The organism is Microbulbifer variabilis ATCC 700307, from assembly GCF_000380565.1.
In the GTDB taxonomy this organism is placed as follows: domain Bacteria; phylum Pseudomonadota; class Gammaproteobacteria; order Pseudomonadales; family Cellvibrionaceae; genus Microbulbifer; species Microbulbifer variabilis.
Genome location: NZ_AQYJ01000028.1, coordinates 350,125 through 369,018 on the forward strand (window position 1 = coordinate 350,125; position 18,894 = coordinate 369,018).

14 protein-coding genes are annotated in these 18,894 nt (G+C 49.9%); 7 read left to right on the forward strand and 7 right to left on the reverse strand.

Annotated elements, in window-relative coordinates; translation table 11 throughout:
* Positions 1–4: 4 nt before the first annotated feature.
* A complete protein-coding gene (locus tag G367_RS0117295) occupies positions 5–451 on the reverse strand; it encodes a CBS domain-containing protein (RefSeq protein ID WP_245556713.1) in 447 nt (148 codons plus the stop codon).
* 549 nt (positions 452–1,000) lie between these two features.
* Here G367_RS0117295 and G367_RS0117300 point away from each other — a divergent pair.
* The gene (locus G367_RS0117300; RefSeq protein WP_020414422.1) at positions 1,001–1,477 is read left to right on the forward strand and encodes a DNA binding protein; all 477 of its coding nucleotides are present in this window, start codon (positions 1,001–1,003) and stop codon (positions 1,475–1,477) included.
* 176 nt (positions 1,478–1,653) lie between these two features.
* The gene (locus G367_RS25295; protein ID WP_020414423.1) at positions 1,654–2,238 is read left to right on the forward strand and encodes a SixA phosphatase family protein; all 585 of its coding nucleotides are present in this window, start codon (positions 1,654–1,656) and stop codon (positions 2,236–2,238) included.
* 5 nt (positions 2,239–2,243) lie between these two features.
* On the opposite strand, the gene cobB is transcribed toward G367_RS25295, so the two are convergent.
* From cobB to selD, 3 genes are all read right to left on the reverse strand, one after another.
* Positions 2,244–2,993 (reverse strand): Sir2 family NAD+-dependent deacetylase, encoded by a 750-nt coding sequence (gene cobB, locus G367_RS0117310; protein WP_281165758.1) that lies wholly within the window; start codon positions 2,991–2,993, stop codon positions 2,244–2,246.
* Between the two features lie 129 nt (positions 2,994–3,122).
* Positions 3,123–4,430: an NAD(P)/FAD-dependent oxidoreductase gene (locus G367_RS0117315; RefSeq protein WP_020414425.1), complete on the reverse strand. Its 1,308-nt coding sequence runs from the start codon at positions 4,428–4,430 to the stop codon at positions 3,123–3,125.
* A gap of 128 nt (positions 4,431–4,558) precedes the next feature.
* Positions 4,559–6,853 carry a slr1591 family oxidoreductase gene (gene selD / locus G367_RS24150; RefSeq protein WP_020414426.1) on the reverse strand — a complete coding sequence of 765 codons (2,295 nt, stop codon included), beginning with the start codon at positions 6,851–6,853 and terminating at the stop codon, positions 4,559–4,561.
* A gap of 252 nt (positions 6,854–7,105) precedes the next feature.
* Here selD and G367_RS0117325 point away from each other — a divergent pair, with 252 nt between their 5' ends.
* Positions 7,106–12,292 (forward strand): DUF748 domain-containing protein, encoded by a 5,187-nt coding sequence (locus G367_RS0117325; protein ID WP_020414427.1) that lies wholly within the window; start codon positions 7,106–7,108, stop codon positions 12,290–12,292.
* A 15-nt stretch (positions 12,293–12,307) separates the two neighbouring features.
* Here the strand turns inward: G367_RS0117325 and G367_RS0117330 are convergent, their stop codons facing one another.
* Positions 12,308–12,847, reverse strand: a complete 540-nt coding sequence (locus tag G367_RS0117330) for a carboxymuconolactone decarboxylase family protein (RefSeq protein WP_083922769.1) — start codon at positions 12,845–12,847, stop codon at positions 12,308–12,310.
* A gap of 217 nt (positions 12,848–13,064) precedes the next feature.
* Here G367_RS0117330 and G367_RS0117335 point away from each other — a divergent pair, with 217 nt between their 5' ends.
* The 3 genes from G367_RS0117335 (at position 13,065) to G367_RS0117350 (ending at position 14,711) form a co-directional block, all read left to right on the forward strand.
* A complete protein-coding gene (locus tag G367_RS0117335; RefSeq protein ID WP_026305211.1) occupies positions 13,065–13,487 on the forward strand; it encodes a GFA family protein in 423 nt (140 codons plus the stop codon).
* Positions 13,488–13,674: 187 nt separating this feature from the next.
* Positions 13,675–13,983, forward strand: a complete 309-nt coding sequence (locus G367_RS0117340) for a hypothetical protein (protein WP_020414430.1) — start codon at positions 13,675–13,677, stop codon at positions 13,981–13,983.
* A gap of 329 nt (positions 13,984–14,312) precedes the next feature.
* A complete protein-coding gene (locus G367_RS0117350; protein WP_020414432.1) occupies positions 14,313–14,711 on the forward strand; it encodes a hypothetical protein in 399 nt (132 codons plus the stop codon).
* Positions 14,712–14,819: 108 nt separating this feature from the next.
* Here G367_RS0117350 and G367_RS0117355 read toward each other — a convergent pair whose 3' ends face one another.
* Both G367_RS0117355 and G367_RS0117360 read right to left on the reverse strand, forming a co-directional pair.
* Complete coding sequence (locus G367_RS0117355; protein ID WP_020414433.1) at positions 14,820–15,626, reverse strand: ABC transporter permease; 807 nt, start codon at positions 15,624–15,626, stop codon at positions 14,820–14,822.
* Positions 15,623–16,228: an ABC transporter ATP-binding protein gene (locus G367_RS0117360; RefSeq protein ID WP_020414434.1), complete on the reverse strand. Its 606-nt coding sequence runs from the start codon at positions 16,226–16,228 to the stop codon at positions 15,623–15,625. Before G367_RS0117360 ends, G367_RS0117355 begins: the two co-directional genes overlap by 4 nt.
* Positions 16,229–16,521: 293 nt before the next feature.
* On the opposite strand from G367_RS0117360, the gene parC reads away from it, so the two are divergent.
* Complete coding sequence (gene parC / locus G367_RS0117365) at positions 16,522–18,771, forward strand: DNA topoisomerase IV subunit A (protein WP_020414435.1); 2,250 nt, start codon at positions 16,522–16,524, stop codon at positions 18,769–18,771.
* The last annotated feature ends 123 nt before the right edge of the window (positions 18,772–18,894 follow it).

An 18,894-nucleotide genomic window follows, 5' to 3' on the forward strand; every position in this document is an offset into this window, starting at 1 on the left:
GAAATCAGGCGATGGAATCGTCTACCGGCTGGGCTAACTCCGCCATGTAGTTACTGCAAAAACGCAATATATCGGTCACTGTCACAATACCCACCAGTTCTCCCTCGCGCATTACCAATACCGAGCCGATCCCGGTATCGGCCATGGCCAACAGGATTTTATCGAGAGGGTCGTGGATATCGGCGATAAAGGGGCGCCGTGCACAGAGGTCATGCACGTATAGCTGCTGCTCTTCCAGGCGATGGCCGGGTGCATTAGCGCGTTCTATATCTCCCCTGGAGATAACAGTTTCCAGTTCACCCGCTCGAGTAACTGGTAAATGGCGTACCTTGTGCTCCTCCATCACAGCCAAAGCGTCCTCGACAGTGGCATCGATATCAATGTGGTAGGGAAAGGGCGTCATTAATGCCGCAAGTGTGGGCATATGATGGATATTGTGGGGATTGGACATAGCTGACAATAAGTATCCAATAGTTTTTGGCAATGAACTCTATTGCAATGACCAGCATAGTAATTTGCAATTGGCGACTGCAGGTACAATATAGCCAATACAGGAACAGTTGAATATCCCTTCATTGAGGGAGATATCCCCGCCTTTGTTACTTTTTAGTAGCGATACGGGCGAAGATCCATATTATATTCAAATGACAGTGTGTAAACAGTTGATATTTATTGGCGAAAGCTTATTATTCGCGACCTCAGCCGAGAAATATAACCAGCCATTCGGGCATATCACCACTTTTGGCTGAACTCGGTTAGTTTTAAATAATGTATTTGCCGATTATATCTAGCGTTGGAGTCCACCTGCGCAGCGGTATCTACTTTTTTGTTTCGGCCCGTTCGTAATGTGTCGAATATTACAGTTCTTAACCGCACTCAATCGGTTAACGCTGTTGTTTACAAATTTTTATATTTCGAATACCCGGGACTCGACTCTGTGTCGATTGCCGTCACAGGGTTTCCTCTGTATTTTTTAATAACCGTCGTTGAGGTTTATTGAATGTTTCAGGAATACGAACAACTTGAACAACAAATCGCCGAACACCAGGCGAGAATCGAAGAGCTGCAGGAGCAAATGGCCCAGGCAGAACGTAAAAAAGATGGCGTAATCGCTTTCGATAAGGCGCTGGTTAATTTGGCTGCGGAATACCAGATGGAAGAGGAAGAGTTCTTCGTCGCCCGCGGTCAGCAAATTGTTGAATGGCTGGTTGGCCAGCTGGGTGATGAGGATGCTCAGGACTTTGTTCAGACTCTTAAGTCCCGTGTTGCCCGTCACCTGAAGAAAGAGGGAGATTCTCCCCGTCGCGGTCGTCGTGCAGCGCCCGCCAGTAAGTCTGCGGAGCCCAAGCTGGAAACCGGCCACTACCGCAACCCTTATACCGGTGCCACTGTGGAAAAGAAAAAGCGTAATCCGAAGGCTTTAAGCCAGTGGATCGATGAGTATGGATTGGACACTGTAAAAGAGTGGAAGATCTAATCTCTTTTTGATCGCTAGTCCGGTGCCGTTTTATTGGCACCGGATATCCTTCCCTATATATTTACTTTTCTTTACATATTGAGCGCATACTCCTGCGTTTTATCGCATTCCGATTTACTTGCTCTATCATTGCCTGCATAACGTCTTACTGAGTTATTGGTAGGGAGTATTAATCCGTGTTGTCCCGTTTAACGGTTCGCTTTACTTGCGCACTCCTGGCCCTGTTTGGAATGGCGGCTTGGGCTGAGAGTGAAACTGCAATTACTGATAGCCAGGTTATCTATTTAGTGCGCCATGCTGAGAAGCAGCGGGGCCTGGAAAGTGGAATAAACCCGCACCTGACAGAAGCTGGGCGGCAGCGCGCCAAGCAGCTGGCACGCGTACTTGGCGAGGTGGGTATTGATGCGGTGTACAGTACTGACTATGTCCGTACCAAAGAGACCGCAGAGCCACTAGCTGCGGAGTTGGGCCTGCCGATTCAGACGTATAATCCCCGTAAACTGAAGGAATTTGCACGGCAATTCGATCAGGCCGGTAAGCGGGTGCTGGTTGTGGGTCACAGTAATACAACTCCAAAGCTGGTGGAGCTGTTGGGCGGTGATAAGGGGCGGCCAATCAGGGAGTTGGATGAGTACGATCGGCTTTATATCGTGATACGCAATCGCGGAGATGTGACAACTTTGTTACAGCGTTATGGTGCCGATAGTAGTGCTAAAGCTGAGCGTAAATCGAAAACTGAAGCAGCTGTGGAAGAACCGTAAGGATTTTAGCCCAATAGATCTCGTACAAAATAATCCACGACCTCAGAGGCGGGCCCATAGCGGTGCTCGGCAAAGGCATCGCCAACACTGCTGCGCTCCAAATTGAGTTCCACGCTGTGGGCACCTGCCTGGTTGGCACATTCCACAAAGCCCGCTGCGGGATAAACGTTGCCAGAGGTACCTATGCTGATAAATAGGTCGCACCGACTCAGGGCATCGTAAATGCTACGCATTTGAAGGGGCATCTCCCCAAACCAGACTACGTGGGGCCGCAAGGTGCCCCTCAGGGCGCAACAGTGGCAAAGGTCGCTTGTATCCAGGTCTGAGTCGATAGGAAACAGCTGGCCGCTAGTACTGCAACGCACTTTCAGAAGCTCCCCGTGCATGTGAATCAAATTGCTGCTACCGGCTCTTTCATGTAGATCATCAATATTCTGTGTGACCAGCAGGAACTCTCCGGAAAACTCTTGTTCTAGTCTTGCAAGTGCATGATGGGCGCTATTGGGGTTGATTTCACCCGATAGCAATTGACGGCGCCGCTCATTGTAAAAGCGCTGCACCAGGCGGGGATTACGCGCGAAGGCTTCCGGCGTAGCAACGTCTTCAATACGATGGTTTTCCCACAGGCCATCGGCTCCGCGGAAGGTGCGAATCCCGGATTCCGCTGAAACTCCGGCACCAGTCAGGACCACAATACTTTGATACTGCATATTTATCGGTTTTTTCTTATTCTCAGAATAGGTATGCGGCTGGATACTATGTCGATCGCAAAAAAATTACGCTACCAGCATGGGGGCAAGTGCCTATATTGAATTTCTTAAGGCGCACCCCTGCGCCTTGATAATTTACGAATCCCTGTGGTGAGTCAAATCAGAGTGTTTGGTCTAATGCAATTTTAGCCGTGGGCTGACCGCGCGATTGGCCTGGCCGACCAGATAGAGCAGCATGGCCTTTGGCCAGCCGTGAATCGCTGCCAAGTGCATCCGGTAGAGGGAGCGGTAGGCAAAACCGGCAATGCGCCCCTCTACGGTGAGGCTGCCTTTTACCAGGGCGCCCATCAGGTTACCTATCGCAGTGTACTTACTCAGGGAGACCAGTGAGCCGCGATCGCGATAGTAGAAATGTTCCAACGGTTTGTCTTCAATCAGGGCGACCAGATTGTCGGCAGTCAGAGTAGCCATCTGCTGTGCAGCCTGGGCGCGGGGTGGCACTCTTTGTTCATCTCCATCTATACAGCTGGCACAGTCTCCCATGGCGAATATTTTTGGATCGCTTTGGGTCTGCAGAGTGGTTTTCACTTCAATTTGGTTGAGGCGATTAGTGGCGAGGCCATCCAGGTGGGTGAGAAACTCGGGGGCTTTTACCCCGGCAGCCCAGACGCGGATCCTTGCAGGAATTTTCTCTCCGTCGCGGGTTGTCAGGTCCGTGGCGCTGGCTCTGGCGATGTTGCAGCCAGTGAGCACACGCACTCCCATCTTTGCCAATTCCCGTTCGGCGTTATTGCCCAGCCGCGCGGGTAGTGCTGGTAGTAGGTGTGGGCCGGCTTCAATGACCGTTATCTCAATGGCATTGGAGCGAATGCGGCCGTAATTTCCCATTAACTTACTGGCATCTACCAGCTCTGCGGACAGCTCCACGCCGGTAGCACCGCCGCCGACGATAGCAATTTGCAGTTTTTCCTCGACATGGGTTTCCAAGCGCAAAAAATGATTGAGCAACTGTTGGTGGAATTTCTGTGCTTGCTCGCTGCTATCGAGGAACACACAGTGTTCGCGGACTCCCGGAGTACTGAAGTCATTACTCTGGCTGCCGATGCACAGCACCAGGTAGTCGTACTCCAGCTCCCGTGACGGCACCAGTTCGTCACCGTCGTCGTCCTTGACAGGGCCAAGTGTCAGCACTTGTCTTTTCCTGTCGAGGGACTCCAGTGCACCAAGTTGGAATTCATAACCGTTAGCGCGGGCATGAACCTGATAATTGAGCGCGTCCATATTGGCGTCAAGTGCGCCGGCAGCGACTTGGTGGAGCAGGGGTTTCCAGATATGGGTACGATTTTTATCGACCAGAGTTACTTGTACGGCGGGAGTTTTACGCCGTCGTGGCAGCCCCCGGGTAAAGTTGAAGTAGTGTCCGAGTCGTGTGGCCAGATGGAGGCCGCTGGCGCCTCCGCCAACAATCACGATTTTCTTCATGGTGATTGGTCTTCCTGTCGATTGCTAAAAAGCCGACTCCCCAATCTGTGAAGACCTATTCGCCGGAATACTTGGTTGCCGGCGCTTGTTCTGGCGCCAGTATCTCTCTCATCGGTATTGGAGGCAACTTAAACCTGGCTTTGCACCGCCTCATTGTCGCGAGTTATCAGCTGGCGCCAGTTTCCTTCTCGTTGCAGGCGCACACTGGGCTTCACTCCATCAGTGTGGGTGATAACGCCAATGATTGCAGCCTGGCTGCAGCCGCTTTGTAGCAGGTCACGCACACAGGCCTCAGCGTGTTCCTGTGGTAAGGCGGAGAGCAGTCCACCACTGGTCTGTGGATCTGCGAGCAGTGCCCAGTGTGGAAGGGATTGCCACTCCTGAGGGTTTTCCACAGAAAGGTAGGCGCGTGCGTTCTGTGGCTGCAGACTGGAGAGCCAGCCGCGCTCGATACACTTAGCGGCACCCGGAATCAGCGGAAGTTGTTCGGCGATTAGTGTGGCGCCAAGCTTATCGGCGTCGAGCATTTCCAGCAGATGGCCGAGCAGGCCGAATCCTGTAACATCTGTTAAGGCGCGTGCGCTGTGCTGGGCAAGTACTTCGGCTGCGTTCGCATTGCTGAGCAGCATGCACTCCAGGGCCTTCTGCACCCAGCGCCCCTCAGCTTCACCCATACCCTCCGCTGCGAGAATTGTGCCTATGCCGAGGGGTTTGCTCAGCACCAGGCAATCTCCCTCGCGAGCTCCGCTTTTTTCCAGTAACTGCTCACGTTCCGCCAAGCCATTCACCGTGAGCCCTAACTGCATCTCCGCGCCTTCGGCAGTATGACCACCGGATAGGGTGCAATTGTGGCGGTTGAGTTCGTAAATGGCCCCGGCCAATAGTTGTTGTAAATCTCGTTGGGTAATTTCTGCTGAGGCGGTAGGCAGGGTTGCCAGCACTTGTGCACTGACGGGGGGCGCATGCATGGCGAACAAGTCTGAGAGTGCATGCAGTGTGGCAATTCGTCCAAACAACCAGGGGTCCGCCACCATAGACCTCAACTGGTCTGAGCTTTGGACCAGCAACTGGCCTGGGGGCAGGTTCATCACTGCGGCATCATCGCCCACGCCACGTAAAAGATGTTCTGACTGCTGGGGGGGCAATTTCTGTAAGGCGCGGCGTAAAACTTCCGCGCCGACTTTGGCACCACAGCCGTTGCAGCGCATACCCGACAATGAGATGCCGTTGCGTTGGGTTATTACTTCACGGGGTTGGGCCTCAGGCATTTCCTCCATAGCAACGGGCAGGTCGCTAAAGCGCTGCATAAAAGTGCGATCAATATGGTCTTTCCAGCGCCATAGCAGGTCACCTGAGACGGCAATCCCATTGCGTACAGCGATGGCGCGTTTGCCGCCACAGGATAGCAAGCTCAGGAAGCTCTTTTGCGGGCGATAGCTCTTTAGCGGGTGACCAGTGAGAGTGGCGCGCAGGTTATGGAAGAGAATTGGCCCCTGGCGAACGGCGTAGACGCCGGCTTTGGGCAGTGGCTCTGCTGAAAAGCTGGCCACATCACCACAAGCGAAGATTTCCTGTCGGCCCTGGGCTCGCAGCCTGCGATCCACCAGCACAAAGCCTTTTTCATCCAGGGCAAGCTGTGAATCAGCCAGCCATGGCGGTGCACAAGCATTAGTGGAGAGGAGTACCTGGTCGAGTTCCAGCAGGTCGCCGCATTTATTGCGTACGCCTTGTTCTGTAATCTCCTGAACAGGCCAGTTGTGATGCAGCTGTACTCCGAGACGGTCGAGTTCGCGCTCTGCAAGCTTGCGTGCAAGCAGTGGATAGCCTTGGGGGATTCTTTCCGTGGCGTGAATCAGGTGTACCTGCACACGCCCGGAATAAATTTGCTCCTCCAGTGCGTGGGCCATTGCCATGGCCAGTTCACAGCCACCAGCACCACCGCCGACAATGCCGAGTTTTAGCGGTGCCCGGGTCTTATGCACATGTTGTAAAAGTTTCTGCCAAAAAGGATAGAAATGCCCAATGGGCTTGATTGGGATTGCTAACTCCGAACCCGGCAGCTCCCGTGCGGGAGTCGCGCCCACATCCAGTGACAGTAGGTCATACTCCAGTGGCGGGCGCCCCAACAAGGAAATTTTACGTTCTTCGGGATCAATATGGTGCGCACAGGCCTGCACAAAGCGAGCCCCAGCCGCACGGCATAGCCGGATCAAATCTATATGGGTGTCATCCAGTGAATAGTGGCCCGCTACCATACCAGGTAGCATGCCTGAATAGGCGGTTTGTACTTGTGGGGAAACCAGTGTTAGACGCGCGCCTGGTAGTGGGTTCATAGCCCACATTTGCAGCACTATGGCATGGGCGTGGCCACCGCCGACCAGAACGATATCCTGGTAATTTGGGTGCTCCTGCATTTCACTCATTGCTCACTTAATGGAATGGTCGCAGCGATATATAACCTGATCGCCTGCCAAATTCTTCCGCCGTGCAAATTCACTTCTGGATAAATAGTAGACAGCATGAGTTGAAGTGAGACCTATAGCACGACACCGGCTCCTATTATCGCGAATCGAAGCGCCAGGGTAAAAAAATACACAGGTGCTGGTCTTTACTTTATTGGCTTGGCTGTCGTTGCAGCTTGCGCTTAATTTATTTTTTGCGGCGCTATTTTCCCAATGCCACCAGAGCCCGTCCATCAATACACTAATTTTCGCCATCTGCTTTGGTGGTTGGTTGGTGGCTTATTGCTACTGGAAGGCTTTTCTATCTTCGCCTCGGACTTCGTGCGAGATAAAACAGATGCCTGGCTGGCTGAGCGGGGCCTGGATTTTCATGCCGACTATTTCCGGGTGTCCCTACTAGATCTGTCTGTGCTGGCTGTAGGGGTGCGTGCTTCCAATCGTGAAGGAAGGGGGTTTGCCGCACGTGAAGTAACACTGGATTACAGCTGGTGGCAGTTGCTGCGCGGGCGAGCCCACTTACCACGCGCCTCGGTAAGTGGCGCCTACATGGATTTGCAATCCGTTCCCGGAGAAAAATACCGGGAATGGGAAGTGGGCGGCTGGGACTTGGGAGAGGTGAAGCGCAGGGATCGTGATTTTAAAATGGGTATCGGCTGGGCCAGGATACGCGATAGTGAACTCTGTTATCGCCACCGGCCTGTCTGGCCAACTGCGACCTGTGCCTATGTTGGCGATGCAAAAATAGAGGATTTTTTGCTGGGGCTGTGGCGCAAGGGAGATGTGCCCCTCAAGGTCAATATCGCAGCTGCAGATATCCAATTAGAGGAATTGTTAGCCAGGGAAAAAAATTCGACACATTACAATACTACTTTGGCGCATCTGCACTTGAAGCAAGGAGATTTCCGTTGGCCAAGTTTGCGTACCGGAGCGGAATCCTTTCAAGCAGAGCTTTTTTCTGGCTGTCCGCCTCAGAAGTGGGCTGATGCAATTCGCGGCTTACAGCGCCTGGTTGGCCACTGCGCTGCTGCGCGTCGCCTCAATGTTGAAGGTGATCTTAGATTTGGGTTTGGCCGTGAAGGATTGGCACATTGGCGTTATGCGAGTGGGGAGGGCGTCTTACTCCGGCAGAGTAATCAGCGTTGGCAGGATTGGCGCGCTGGAACCATCACTATTCGTGACTTCGATTTTGTCCGCTCAATAAAGCGGATACATTGGCGCAGGGGCCGGGCTACTGCATTTGATTGGTGCCCTAAGCACCTGCGTGATAACAATCATCATTTTTGTATCCGCGCAACCACTTTGCAGGTGCCTGAACCAACCACTTTTGACTGGAGCCATCGACTTAAAATTACAACCGGAACCAGTGCTGCGCAGCAGTTGCGCTATCTCGATGTTGCTCAACCCCATCGACAGCCTTTAACCGCTCAGCAAGCAGCATTGGGTTCATTGGAATTTGATGTCACCAGTCGCATCCTAGCTGTGGACAGCTTGGCGGTGGGAACTGCCAATGGTTGTGTCCCCGGCGATATGTGGAAAAAACCGGATCACTGCGTACGTTTGGTCGGTTTGCGGGCTAAGGAAAAAGCTGCCTTACGCTTCGGCTCTTCCCCACTAAAAATTCCCTGGGGCTTTGCCAGTGGACCATTATCTCTTGCTCAGCTCAAGCTGTCTGGACTCGGTGAAGAACAGCTGCAATTGCAAAAATTAAAGTGGCGTGGAATTGATACCTTGGGTGTCGACACACCTTATTCGATTCAGAATTTTTCCCTCGAGTCCCTTTCCGGTTGCATGTCGCGAGGATTGTTGCCTACGGGCTGGGAACCACTTTGTGCGCAACTGAATAGCCTGGATGGACGTGGGAATTTTGCCTGGCAAGGTGGTGAGGATGGTTATGCCATCTTTGGTAAGCTGGGAGTGCAACGGCTGTTATTGGGAGAGTCTAGAGGAGGTAATAAGGGGCTTCTGCTGCAAAAATTCAGCACCGGTGAAGGGTATTTTCGCCGTGAACCTGTTGAGGACCCATGGGCCAATGCCTTTTCAGCTACGGAAGGCGCTGTGGGGCAAGAGGATTACGGTAAGGAAAAGGGGCGCCTTAGGGAATCGAAAACAGGGAGAGAGGCTCTGAGTATGGCATTGGCCAGTATTCGTGCCCCTAATTTCAAGCTACAGAGCAGCTCCCTCCTTCGATTGGATGGGTGTTTGCCCCCTGAATGGGCAAAATTGATTTACCGTTCGTCAGCAGCAGCGCAGGAAATGCCAGCCTGCTTTGATGTGCGCGACCTGCAACAAGAGCGCCCCCTTGTGCTGGCCTGGCTGGGGGGGGTGGATTTTGCCACTGCGGAGCTTTCTATTGGCCGCGCCACTGCAGCTACTGTACAGAACAGACCCCTGCTTAACCTGGCCGACCTTAACTTGCCATTGGCCAGGATTCGTATTGTTCCTGCTGATACGTTTAGCACTTATATTGCCTTACCCGAAAGCTCAGTCGGCCAGTTGCATGCCTGCCTGCCAGATTTAGAGAGTACTTTGACCCAAAAGCTGCGATGTGTGGAATTGCAAACAGTGCAACTCGGAGGGCACTTTAAACTGGAGGCTGGGCATGATCGGGTATCGGGTAATCTGGATGACAGCGATATTGAGCAACTGCAGCTTTTGGGAAGTGGCAATATTCCATTACTGGAAATCCAGAAACTATCCATACCTGAGCTGGAGTTTCTATGGTCTGGCAATAACACACAAGACTCTATGGTAGAAATGCAGGACTTATCCATAGAGTCGCTATTTGCCTGCTTGCCTAGCCATTTAAATTCCGCAGAACGATTGCCACATTGTGTGTTCAGTAAAGAAATATACTCAGTTGGTAGTAGCGGCTTATCTATTGGAGAGACAGAATTTACTTCTATAGGAACAGGAGAACCACTTTGGCAGCTCTCAAAGCTGTCCGTCGATAAAATCGCCTTCTCGCACAATACACTCGATCTGTACCATCTGGAAATTGATAACATTCTTATCTGTGGTTTGCACAGGCTATTACCTAGTGAGGCAAATAGGTTTCAGCTGGCTGATTGCATTGAAACTCCTCGATTGCGCTTCAATAGAGGACCGGTTCGTATTGGATTAAATGAAAATACAGCTCTTTTGGATTTTGGACCTATGCAAACTGCACCAGTTGCTTTTTGGCAAAAAGGGAATAATTACTTGCAGGCTGGCTTGCAACAGATGAGCTGGCAGCGCATGACCTGGGATGGTGATGGAGATTTTTCCGTTACGAATTTTCGCCTGGAAAATATCAGGGTCTGTTTACCTGACTCCGACAGGAAGGTAAATATTCATCTATTGAAACAGGCTAGCCCAGGGGATACGCGACGTTGCTATGGGCTCGACCAGCTCCTGATGCCTGGTGTGCAAAAAATATCACTCAGTAGACCATTTTCTCTAAAGGGTTCAATGGAGCTAAGTGGATTGTCTTTAGTGCGTAGAAATACTAAACCGATTAGGGTACCTAACTTGCAATTGGATAATATTTCCTTCGAGGGGAAATCACTGATACAAGTTGGCAACATAAGTGGTTGTCTTCCGGCAGGATTACTTAAAGACCGAAAGATAGCGCCTTGTTATCAGTTAGAACGGCTGAAACTTGGCAAAGTAGTAAGTAAAAATACGCTTTCCGGAAGAATATTTAAAGTCTTCGATATTAGTTCGGCAAATATACAGATGCATGCAGCAGGATTTTCGCAGGCACTACCGGAACAGCTGTTAAAAACAGAAAGTCTACGGGTGAGACAACTACGCTTCAGCTCTGGATCAGTACATGTACAGCAGTTGCAATTGAATAATATTGCCAGTTGTATACCCAACGGCTATTTCGATGAGGGAGATCATTGTTTCAGGCTGGGGGATTTGGAACTGGATGGAGGTTTTACAGCTGGACAGGGCCTGGAGTTCAATTTACTAAAGGCTAAAAAAATTGATCTTTTTTCTCCCCAAGGTGAACTGCTAGTGAAGGGGGAGAGTATAACGCTTTCACAATTTGCGATCAGTGCTCAGGAGTGGCGATTTTCCTGGGGGGAAGCGGTTCATTTTCACTTTTTTAACAGGAATCCAGTTGAGCCAGAGTATCATCGACATAGCACAGTGGGGGACTTTAGATTACTGCATATTGAAGGATTTAGTTTCGATAGGCGTTATAAATTACTAAATGTAGAATTTATTGATTTTCTACAGCCGCGGTTTATTTTAGTGCGGGATGAGCGGGGTAGATTCCCAATAAAGCAAGAAATAGCTGAGCTAAGAGGGTTTAAAGGGGTAAACAGACTTTCTGTTGAGAGAGAAAAAAATGACCCCCTTTCCTACCATATAAGGGATGTTCATCTTCGACATGGCACTTTCACCTGGGTTGATCGGCAGGACGAGTTTCGAGCTCGGCTGCCCGTACGTGATATCAATCTAAATTTGAGCCATTTTAGTAATCTCGGCGAACACCCACCGGCAGTGTTGGTAGCGAATGGCAGGCCTGGTGGTTTTGGTGACATTCAACTGGGGGGAACTATCGATTACTTAGGGGAGAACATATGGGATGCTGATTTAACGGGGTATATGGAGAATGTAAATCTTATTCCGGCCACTCCCTATATGGCTAAGTTACTTGGTTATAAGATATTACAAGGACAAATGGACGCGGTGGTTAGCATTCATGTGCGGGAAAATCAATTGAATGCTTTTGCTGATGTTGAGCTAGAAAAAATCAAAGTGCGTCGTGTTCGTAAGGATGACCAGCTGCCCGTTAAATCAAAAATTATCCCATTAAATGTGGCTTTATGGTTGCTGAAAGATGGCCAGGGAAATGTGAAATTTGGAATGCCTGTAACCGGTAATATTCGAGATCCTAAGTTTTCTCTATCCTTTGTCTTCAGTGAATTACTGCAAAAAGCCATCTTCGATGCTTTGTTAAGCTACCTAACTCCCTATGGAATTTACCTGCTGGTTAAGTTGGCGTGGGGACGATTTATGGCAAAAGACTTTGATTCAATTGAGTTTGCTCCTGGCAGCTCAGAATTAAGTAGTTTGGCTATGGGGCAATTACAGCAAATGGTAACTGTACTGCATAAACATCCGAAGGCCCGCCCCGGAGTGTGCGGTATAGCTAATGCCAGAGACTGGAGCGCAATGTATCCTGAGTCTACCGTAGGCCTAAGAGGTAGCCGCCGTCTCCTTGCTGATTTTTACCATAACCCCCCTATTTTCTTGCGTGAAGAGTTTGAGAAGCTGGCACAAGAGCGTAGTCGAAAAGTTGAGCGATATCTTATTGATGCAGGCATTCCAGCGGCGGAATTGATCCCCTGCGCACCAGATTACAATGGAAGAGATTTTGGCCAGCCCAGAGTCGAGTTTTCAAATTAATCAAGATTTGTAAAATTACTTTGACTTGTTATCTTGATAGTAGCCTTGTTGCGCAATAAATTTACCTGCCTCTATATTACCTTGCTGTGATAAGGGTTCTATACCTGCGGCGGATACTAAGCGATTAACTAGAGAAAAGCAGGATACGACGAAGACAACATCTAATATTGTTTGCTCCTTCCATCCAGCACTAATAGCATCTGCAATATCTTCTTTCGAAATCGAATGAGCATTTTCAGCCACTTTCGCAGCGAAACTAAAAATTATTTGCAGCTTTTGGGGAAGCTGAGTGATAACACCTGAAAGCGCAGCTTCTATAAGTTCATCTGCCTCTCCATATTCGCGTGCGACTTCTGCATGGGATAGATAGCAGTATCGACATCCATTCAAGGAGGAAATAAATACTGCTATTAATTCACGTTCTCCACGAGATAGTTCTGAGGGGCTTCTCATTGCTGCTTCAAATGTTTTTAATATTGATGGTCCTGCACCATGTAAGTGACTGAATATTTCCTGGGGGGAGGCTTCAGGTCTAAGATAGGAAAAGTGACTCATAATTTATGAAGCTCGCTGGAAGATATAACTAACTTTGGTTAGAACCAAGTCTCATAAATGAGAACTTATAGAGATCTTAGTGTGATCTTTAGTCCAGAAGTATTCATCGGAACCCTTGTGTGATTCCCTCCAAGCGTGTAGTTTTCTTTTGATGACAGTGTTTGCTGGCAAATACTGACACTGATAATAAAGTTGTTCATTACAGAGGGGATGTAATATGAGCGGTACTAATCAAGTACAAGGAAGTTGTCTGTGTGGTTCTGTTACCCTTAAGGCCTCGTTACCATCATCAAATTTGGGTGTCTGCCACTGCGGAATGTGTAAAAAGTGGGGTGGTGGTCCTTTGTTGGCGGTGGACTGCCAAACCAATGTTGAGATCTCTGGAGAGGAGCATATCTCCGTATTTGACTCCTCAGACTGGGCAGAGCGTGGCTTTTGCTCCAAATGTGGATCTCATCTTTTTTACCGTTTAAAAGAAACCCAGCAGTATTCAATACCAGCGGGAATTTTAAATCTACCTAAAGAAGTAAAAATGACTCATCAGATCTTTATCGATGAAAAGCCGGAATATTATGCTTTTGCCAATGAGACCAGGAATATCACGGGACTAGAGCTTGTGACTGAGTTTCCAGGAGAGTAAGTGCTCGCCAACTTTCTTGTTTTTATTTAAGGAGACTATTTGCTCCGCTTAAAGGTTATTATATGCCATTCATAGGTGCCGCCTTACTGGGGGTATCTTTCCCTGGCTTGGATGGATAATCAGAGAGTTGTCAACCGGGGAGCAGGTATTCTAATGACCGAGTAGTAATAGGGAGTAATAGGTCACCATGACAGAAACTCAAATTGTAGAAATTTTCCTGGCCAACCAGTGGTGGTCAATCATTGCACTTGTGGTGTGTGTGATCGGTGTTACCTTATGCTGGTTTGGGGGACTAATGGCAGCCCTTACAGCATTGGGTAACAAGCATTGGGTTTGGGGTATCATTACCATTTTCTTGGGTCCAATCACTGGTATTCCCTATGCGCTGCGCTATAAAGAGGCAGAATATGCACGCTCCTTGATGTTGAGAGGGGTTTGGATTTTGTTAGTTGGTTTGATTATAGCCGCTCTAGTTTTATTTTTAGGTCGGACATAAAAAGCTACGTGATTAATTTGAAAACGCTGGCTGTTTGCCAGCGTTAACGCCTTTTCCAGTCTTTTTTCATTTGTGTACTCCCGATGGGTTGCTGGAATTCCATGGGAAACTACAGCTAGTTGACTCAGGTACTAATTTTTCAGACAAGTATACCGATACCTTTCCTATTAAGACGGATGTTTTTGGTTACCTCGATCGAGTTAATGGCATCGAGCAGACTTATTTACATCCTGACCTTGAGAAACGGATTGGTCTTCGCATAAGCGCATTAGAGGCATTTCAAGAGAAACTGCTTCTTTCTATCACGCATATTTGGGCCCGAAACCTATATGGCTATTGAATTTAGCACTGTCAAGGAACCAGTCGCAGGTAATCTATTCAATGCTCCAGTTTTTTGGGGTTGGGGTACTGACTCTGCTTGTATTATAGCTGGGGGAGCCTATTGGGATAAAATTGAAAGTGTCGAATTTGGTTTTCCTATTTCTTACAATATTAGTGGTGAGTCTGAGCTCCTTGCTGAATTGACCTATGGTGGTGCCACTGTATTTCGGGAAGCAACTCCTGGCTTTGATATTATGAATAAAGATGGAAATATCGGAGTCGTGGGCGAATTTAATTCTTGGAATGTATGTCTTGGGATATTGTCGGGGATTCTCAGCTCACAGCGATCAGTAATACCCAGAAGGTTACCTTTCCAGAAAATTACCTTTCCAGAAGGTTACCTTTAAAGGGGCTTTAATATTTTGATAATAATTCAGACTCAATTAATACTCTAAATAAAGGTATTTTAATTTGTCTTGTAACACTTGCGCTGCTATTGAGTAACTTAGATTAAATCAAGGTGATTTTAACTCCTTTAATCTATCTATACATAACCTCTCTCTCTGATCAAAGAGATGTTTCGCACACATACCAACAGAGACAAAAGTACCAAACCCTGTACCAGCAGCAATAGTAAACATAATCAAAATTTGATATTTCACTGCGACTGTGGGGGATGTACCAGCTAGTATCTGCCCAGTCATCATGCCTGGCAGAAATACAATGCCGGCTGCAGCCATCGAATTGATTGTTGGCATTAATCCCGCGCGCATTGCGTCTCTGCGAAATTCAATACTGGCTTGCCGCCAGGTTTCGCCCAGCATTAGGCGATTTTCAATAATATCGCTTGAGCGCCGCATACTTTCTGTTAGTCGATCCAGGCCCAGGGCAACGCCGGTCATGGTATTCCCAAGAAGCATTCCCAGGAGGGGAATAGAGTATTGAGGTTGGTACCAGGGCTGAGGACCGATTAGCACCACTAGACTCAGTATTGTGACGCTAAATGCGGAAACCAGCATGGATAAAGTGCCAATGGCAAAACTCCAGCCTCCACGCAGGCGATATTTTTGCCGTGAGACGACTTGTTGCCCGGCAAACAATAACATTGCCAATCCCAGCAGGCTGACCCATAACAGGGTGCCAACAGCGAACAGGGCTTCCAGTATGACTCCGACAAGCGCCAATTGAACCGCAGTGCGTACTGCCGCGACAATCAGTGGCTTGCCGAGCTGTAATCGTGCGATATGGGTGCAAATTGCCAGGGCAACCACCAGCGCCGCAGCCAGCGATAACTGCCACCAGGTCAGGTCGATCACACTCATTGTGATATCTCCCGCTCCACAAGATGGCTTCCCTGAATCTCAAAATGCCTGCTGCCCACTCGCTGTATCTGTTCTTTACTGTGGGCCACCCAGATTACCGGGTATTGATGTTTTTGAATCTTAGCAAGCAGCCACTTTTCTACTTTATTCGTGGTTTCCACATCGAGATTGGCAGTGGGCTCATCCAGTAAAAGCGCACTTGGTTCATAGGAGAGAGCGCGAATAAGCGCCAAGCGCTGCTTTTCTCCCGAAGAGAGCCGGCTCACCTGCCACCCTGTGGCCTCTGCGGGAAACCCGAATACCTTTAAGGCTTCGTCCATCGGTTTATTAAAGTGTTCACCGACAGTCTCATACCACCAGGCACTCTGTGCCGGTACCAGCATGACTTGGCGACGCCACTGGTGGCCAGGTATTTTATTCTGTTCTTTGTCATCAAGAGATATCTTGCCATTATGGGGCTCTATATCAGCCACAGCTCTGAGTAGGCGGCTTTTACCGGAGCCGGAGGAGCCGGATAGGCAGATGACTTCTCCCGGCGGTACATCCAGCGCTATTTTTTCAAGTGAGCCGATACTCAGTGTCTCTAATTTTAGTTGAGGCATATCAGGGGTTACTTGCTAACTACTTTGTAGTTAGTGGTTTTAGTTTCCTGCCAGTATTCTAAAATGCTTATACATCTGTCGTGTGAATTTGACTCAGTGGTTTGTACTGCTTTGCTAGGTTAGCTGAGAAGTGGAAGCTAGTTCCTACTCCTACTCCTACTCCTACTCCTACTCCTACTCCTACTCCTACTCCAGTTCCGCGATATATCTTTTTAACACTCATTGCTTCCCTTTGAACCTCCCGCCCCAGTCCGCCATAATCCGCTCCTTCCGAATCGAATAACGAGTGCTGTATGACCGACACCTCTGTCTATGAGGCCACAGAGCGCCTGCCGTTAAAGGAGTACACCGAGAAGGCGTATCTGGATTACTCCATGTATGTGATCCTGGATCGCGCCCTTCCGAATATCGGAGACGGCCTAAAGCCGGTGCAGCGGCGTATCGTCTATGCCATGAGCGAGCTGGGCCTGAAGAATACCGCCAAGTATAAGAAGTCCGCGCGTACGGTCGGCGATGTGATCGGTAAGTACCATCCCCACGGTGATAGTGCCGTGTATGAGGCAATGGTGTTAATGGCACAGCCGTTCAGTTACCGCTATCCATTGATCGACGGTCAGGGCAACTGGGGCTCGCCGGATGATCCCAAGTCCTTTGCCGCCATGCGTTACACCGAGTCGCGCATGGGTAAATATTCGGAAGTACTGTTGTCGGAATTGGGGCAGGGCACTGTCGATTGGCAGCCGAACTTTGACGGCACCATGGATGAACCCTGTGTTCTTCCGGCACGGGTGCCCAATATTCTATTGAACGGCACCACCGGTATTGCCGTGGGTATGGCTACAGATATTCCGCCGCACAACTTGCGCGAAGTGGTCAACGCGACTGTGGCGCTGCTGGAAAACCCCAAGTCCACAGTAGAAGAGCTGTGTGAGCATATTCTCGGCCCGGATATGCCCACTGAAGCAGAGATAATTACGCCGCGCGATGATATTCGTAAGATTTACACTTCCGGTCGCGGCTCTATCAAGATGCGCGCCCTATGGAGCAAGGAAGACGGCGATATCGTGATTACCGCGCTGCCCCACCAGGTGAGTGGTGCCAAGGTGCTGGAGCAGATTGCCCAGCAGATGCAGGCGAAGAAGCTGCCTATGGTGAATGACCTTCGCGATGAGTCGGATCACGAAAATCCCACGCGCCTGATAATTGTGCCGAAATCCAACCGGGTGGATATGGAATCGGTGATGAACCACCTGTTCGCCACCACCGATCTTGAGCGCAACTACCGCGTCAATATGAATATGATCGGTATCGATGGCCGCCCCCAGGTGAAGTCCCTCGATAAGATCCTGCGAGAGTGGTTGACTTTCCGGGCAACTACCACCCGCCGCCGCCTACAGTTCCGCCTGGACAAAGTTGAGAAACGCCTGCACCTGCTTGCCGGGCAGTTGATCGCCTTCCTCAATCTCGATGAGGTGATCGAAATTATCCGCACCAGCGATGAACCCAAACAGGAGTTGATGGAGAGTTTCGAGCTCACGGATATCCAGGCAGACTACATTCTCGACACCAAGCTGCGCCAGTTGGCGCGTCTGGAAGAGATGAAAATTCGTGGTGAGCAGGCTGAGCTGGAGAAAGAGCGTGATACTCTAACTAAAACTCTGGATAGCGAACGTCGCCTGAAGACGCTGATCAAGAAAGAGCTATTGGCGGCGGCCAAAGAATTTGGTGATGAGCGTCGTTCCCCCATCGTTGCCCGTGAAGAGTCCAAAGCGTTTAGCGAAGCGGAGTTACTGTCTTCCGATCCCATCACTGTTGTGGTTTCCGAAAAGGGTTGGATTCGCGCGGCCAAGGGCCATGAAATTGATGCGGCGGCATTGAGTTACAAGGCTGGGGATAGTCTCGGCTTCGCCGCACGAGGCAAGAGCAACCAGCCGGCGCTGTTACTTGATAGTACAGGGCGCAGCTATTCCATTGCCTCCCATACTCTACCGTCGGCGCGAGGGCAGGGCGAGCCGCTGAGCGGGCGAATCAATCCACCCTCCGGTGCCACCTTTGAGGGGCTGCTCATGGGGCCGGACGAACAACGGGTTTTACTGGCCTCCGATGCCGGCTATGGCTTTATTGCCAAGCTCTCGGATCTGCAGTCGCGCAATAAGGCAGGCAAGGCCATGCTGACCCTGCCCAAGGGCGCGCAGGTGCTGCCACCTCATTTACTGGAAAATCCACAGGAGGCCCTGCTGGCGGCAGTAACCTCGGAAGGACGTATGCTGGTATTCCCTGTCACTGAATTGCCTGAGTTGGCGAAGGGCAAGGGTAATAAGATTATCAATATCACCTCGGCCCGCGCAGCGAGCCGTGAGGAAGTTGTGGTGGGTGTTGCCGTGCTGGAGGGTAAGAGCCAGCTGGTTGTCCACGCTGGAAAGCGTCATACCAAGATTAAGATCGCAGAGATGGATCATTACCGCGGCGAGCGCGGTCGCCGTGGTAATAAGCTGCCACGGGGATTCCAGAAGGTCGATCGGATTGAGGTATTGGAAAAGTAAGCTGAAGTCCACCTGTGCTGGCAAAGGCGGTCATTCTGACCGCCTTTTTTATTGCTAATCCCGTATTGATAACTGATACATTGATGAAATAATAAGCAGGCTTATAATGAGCGCCCTCAAAAA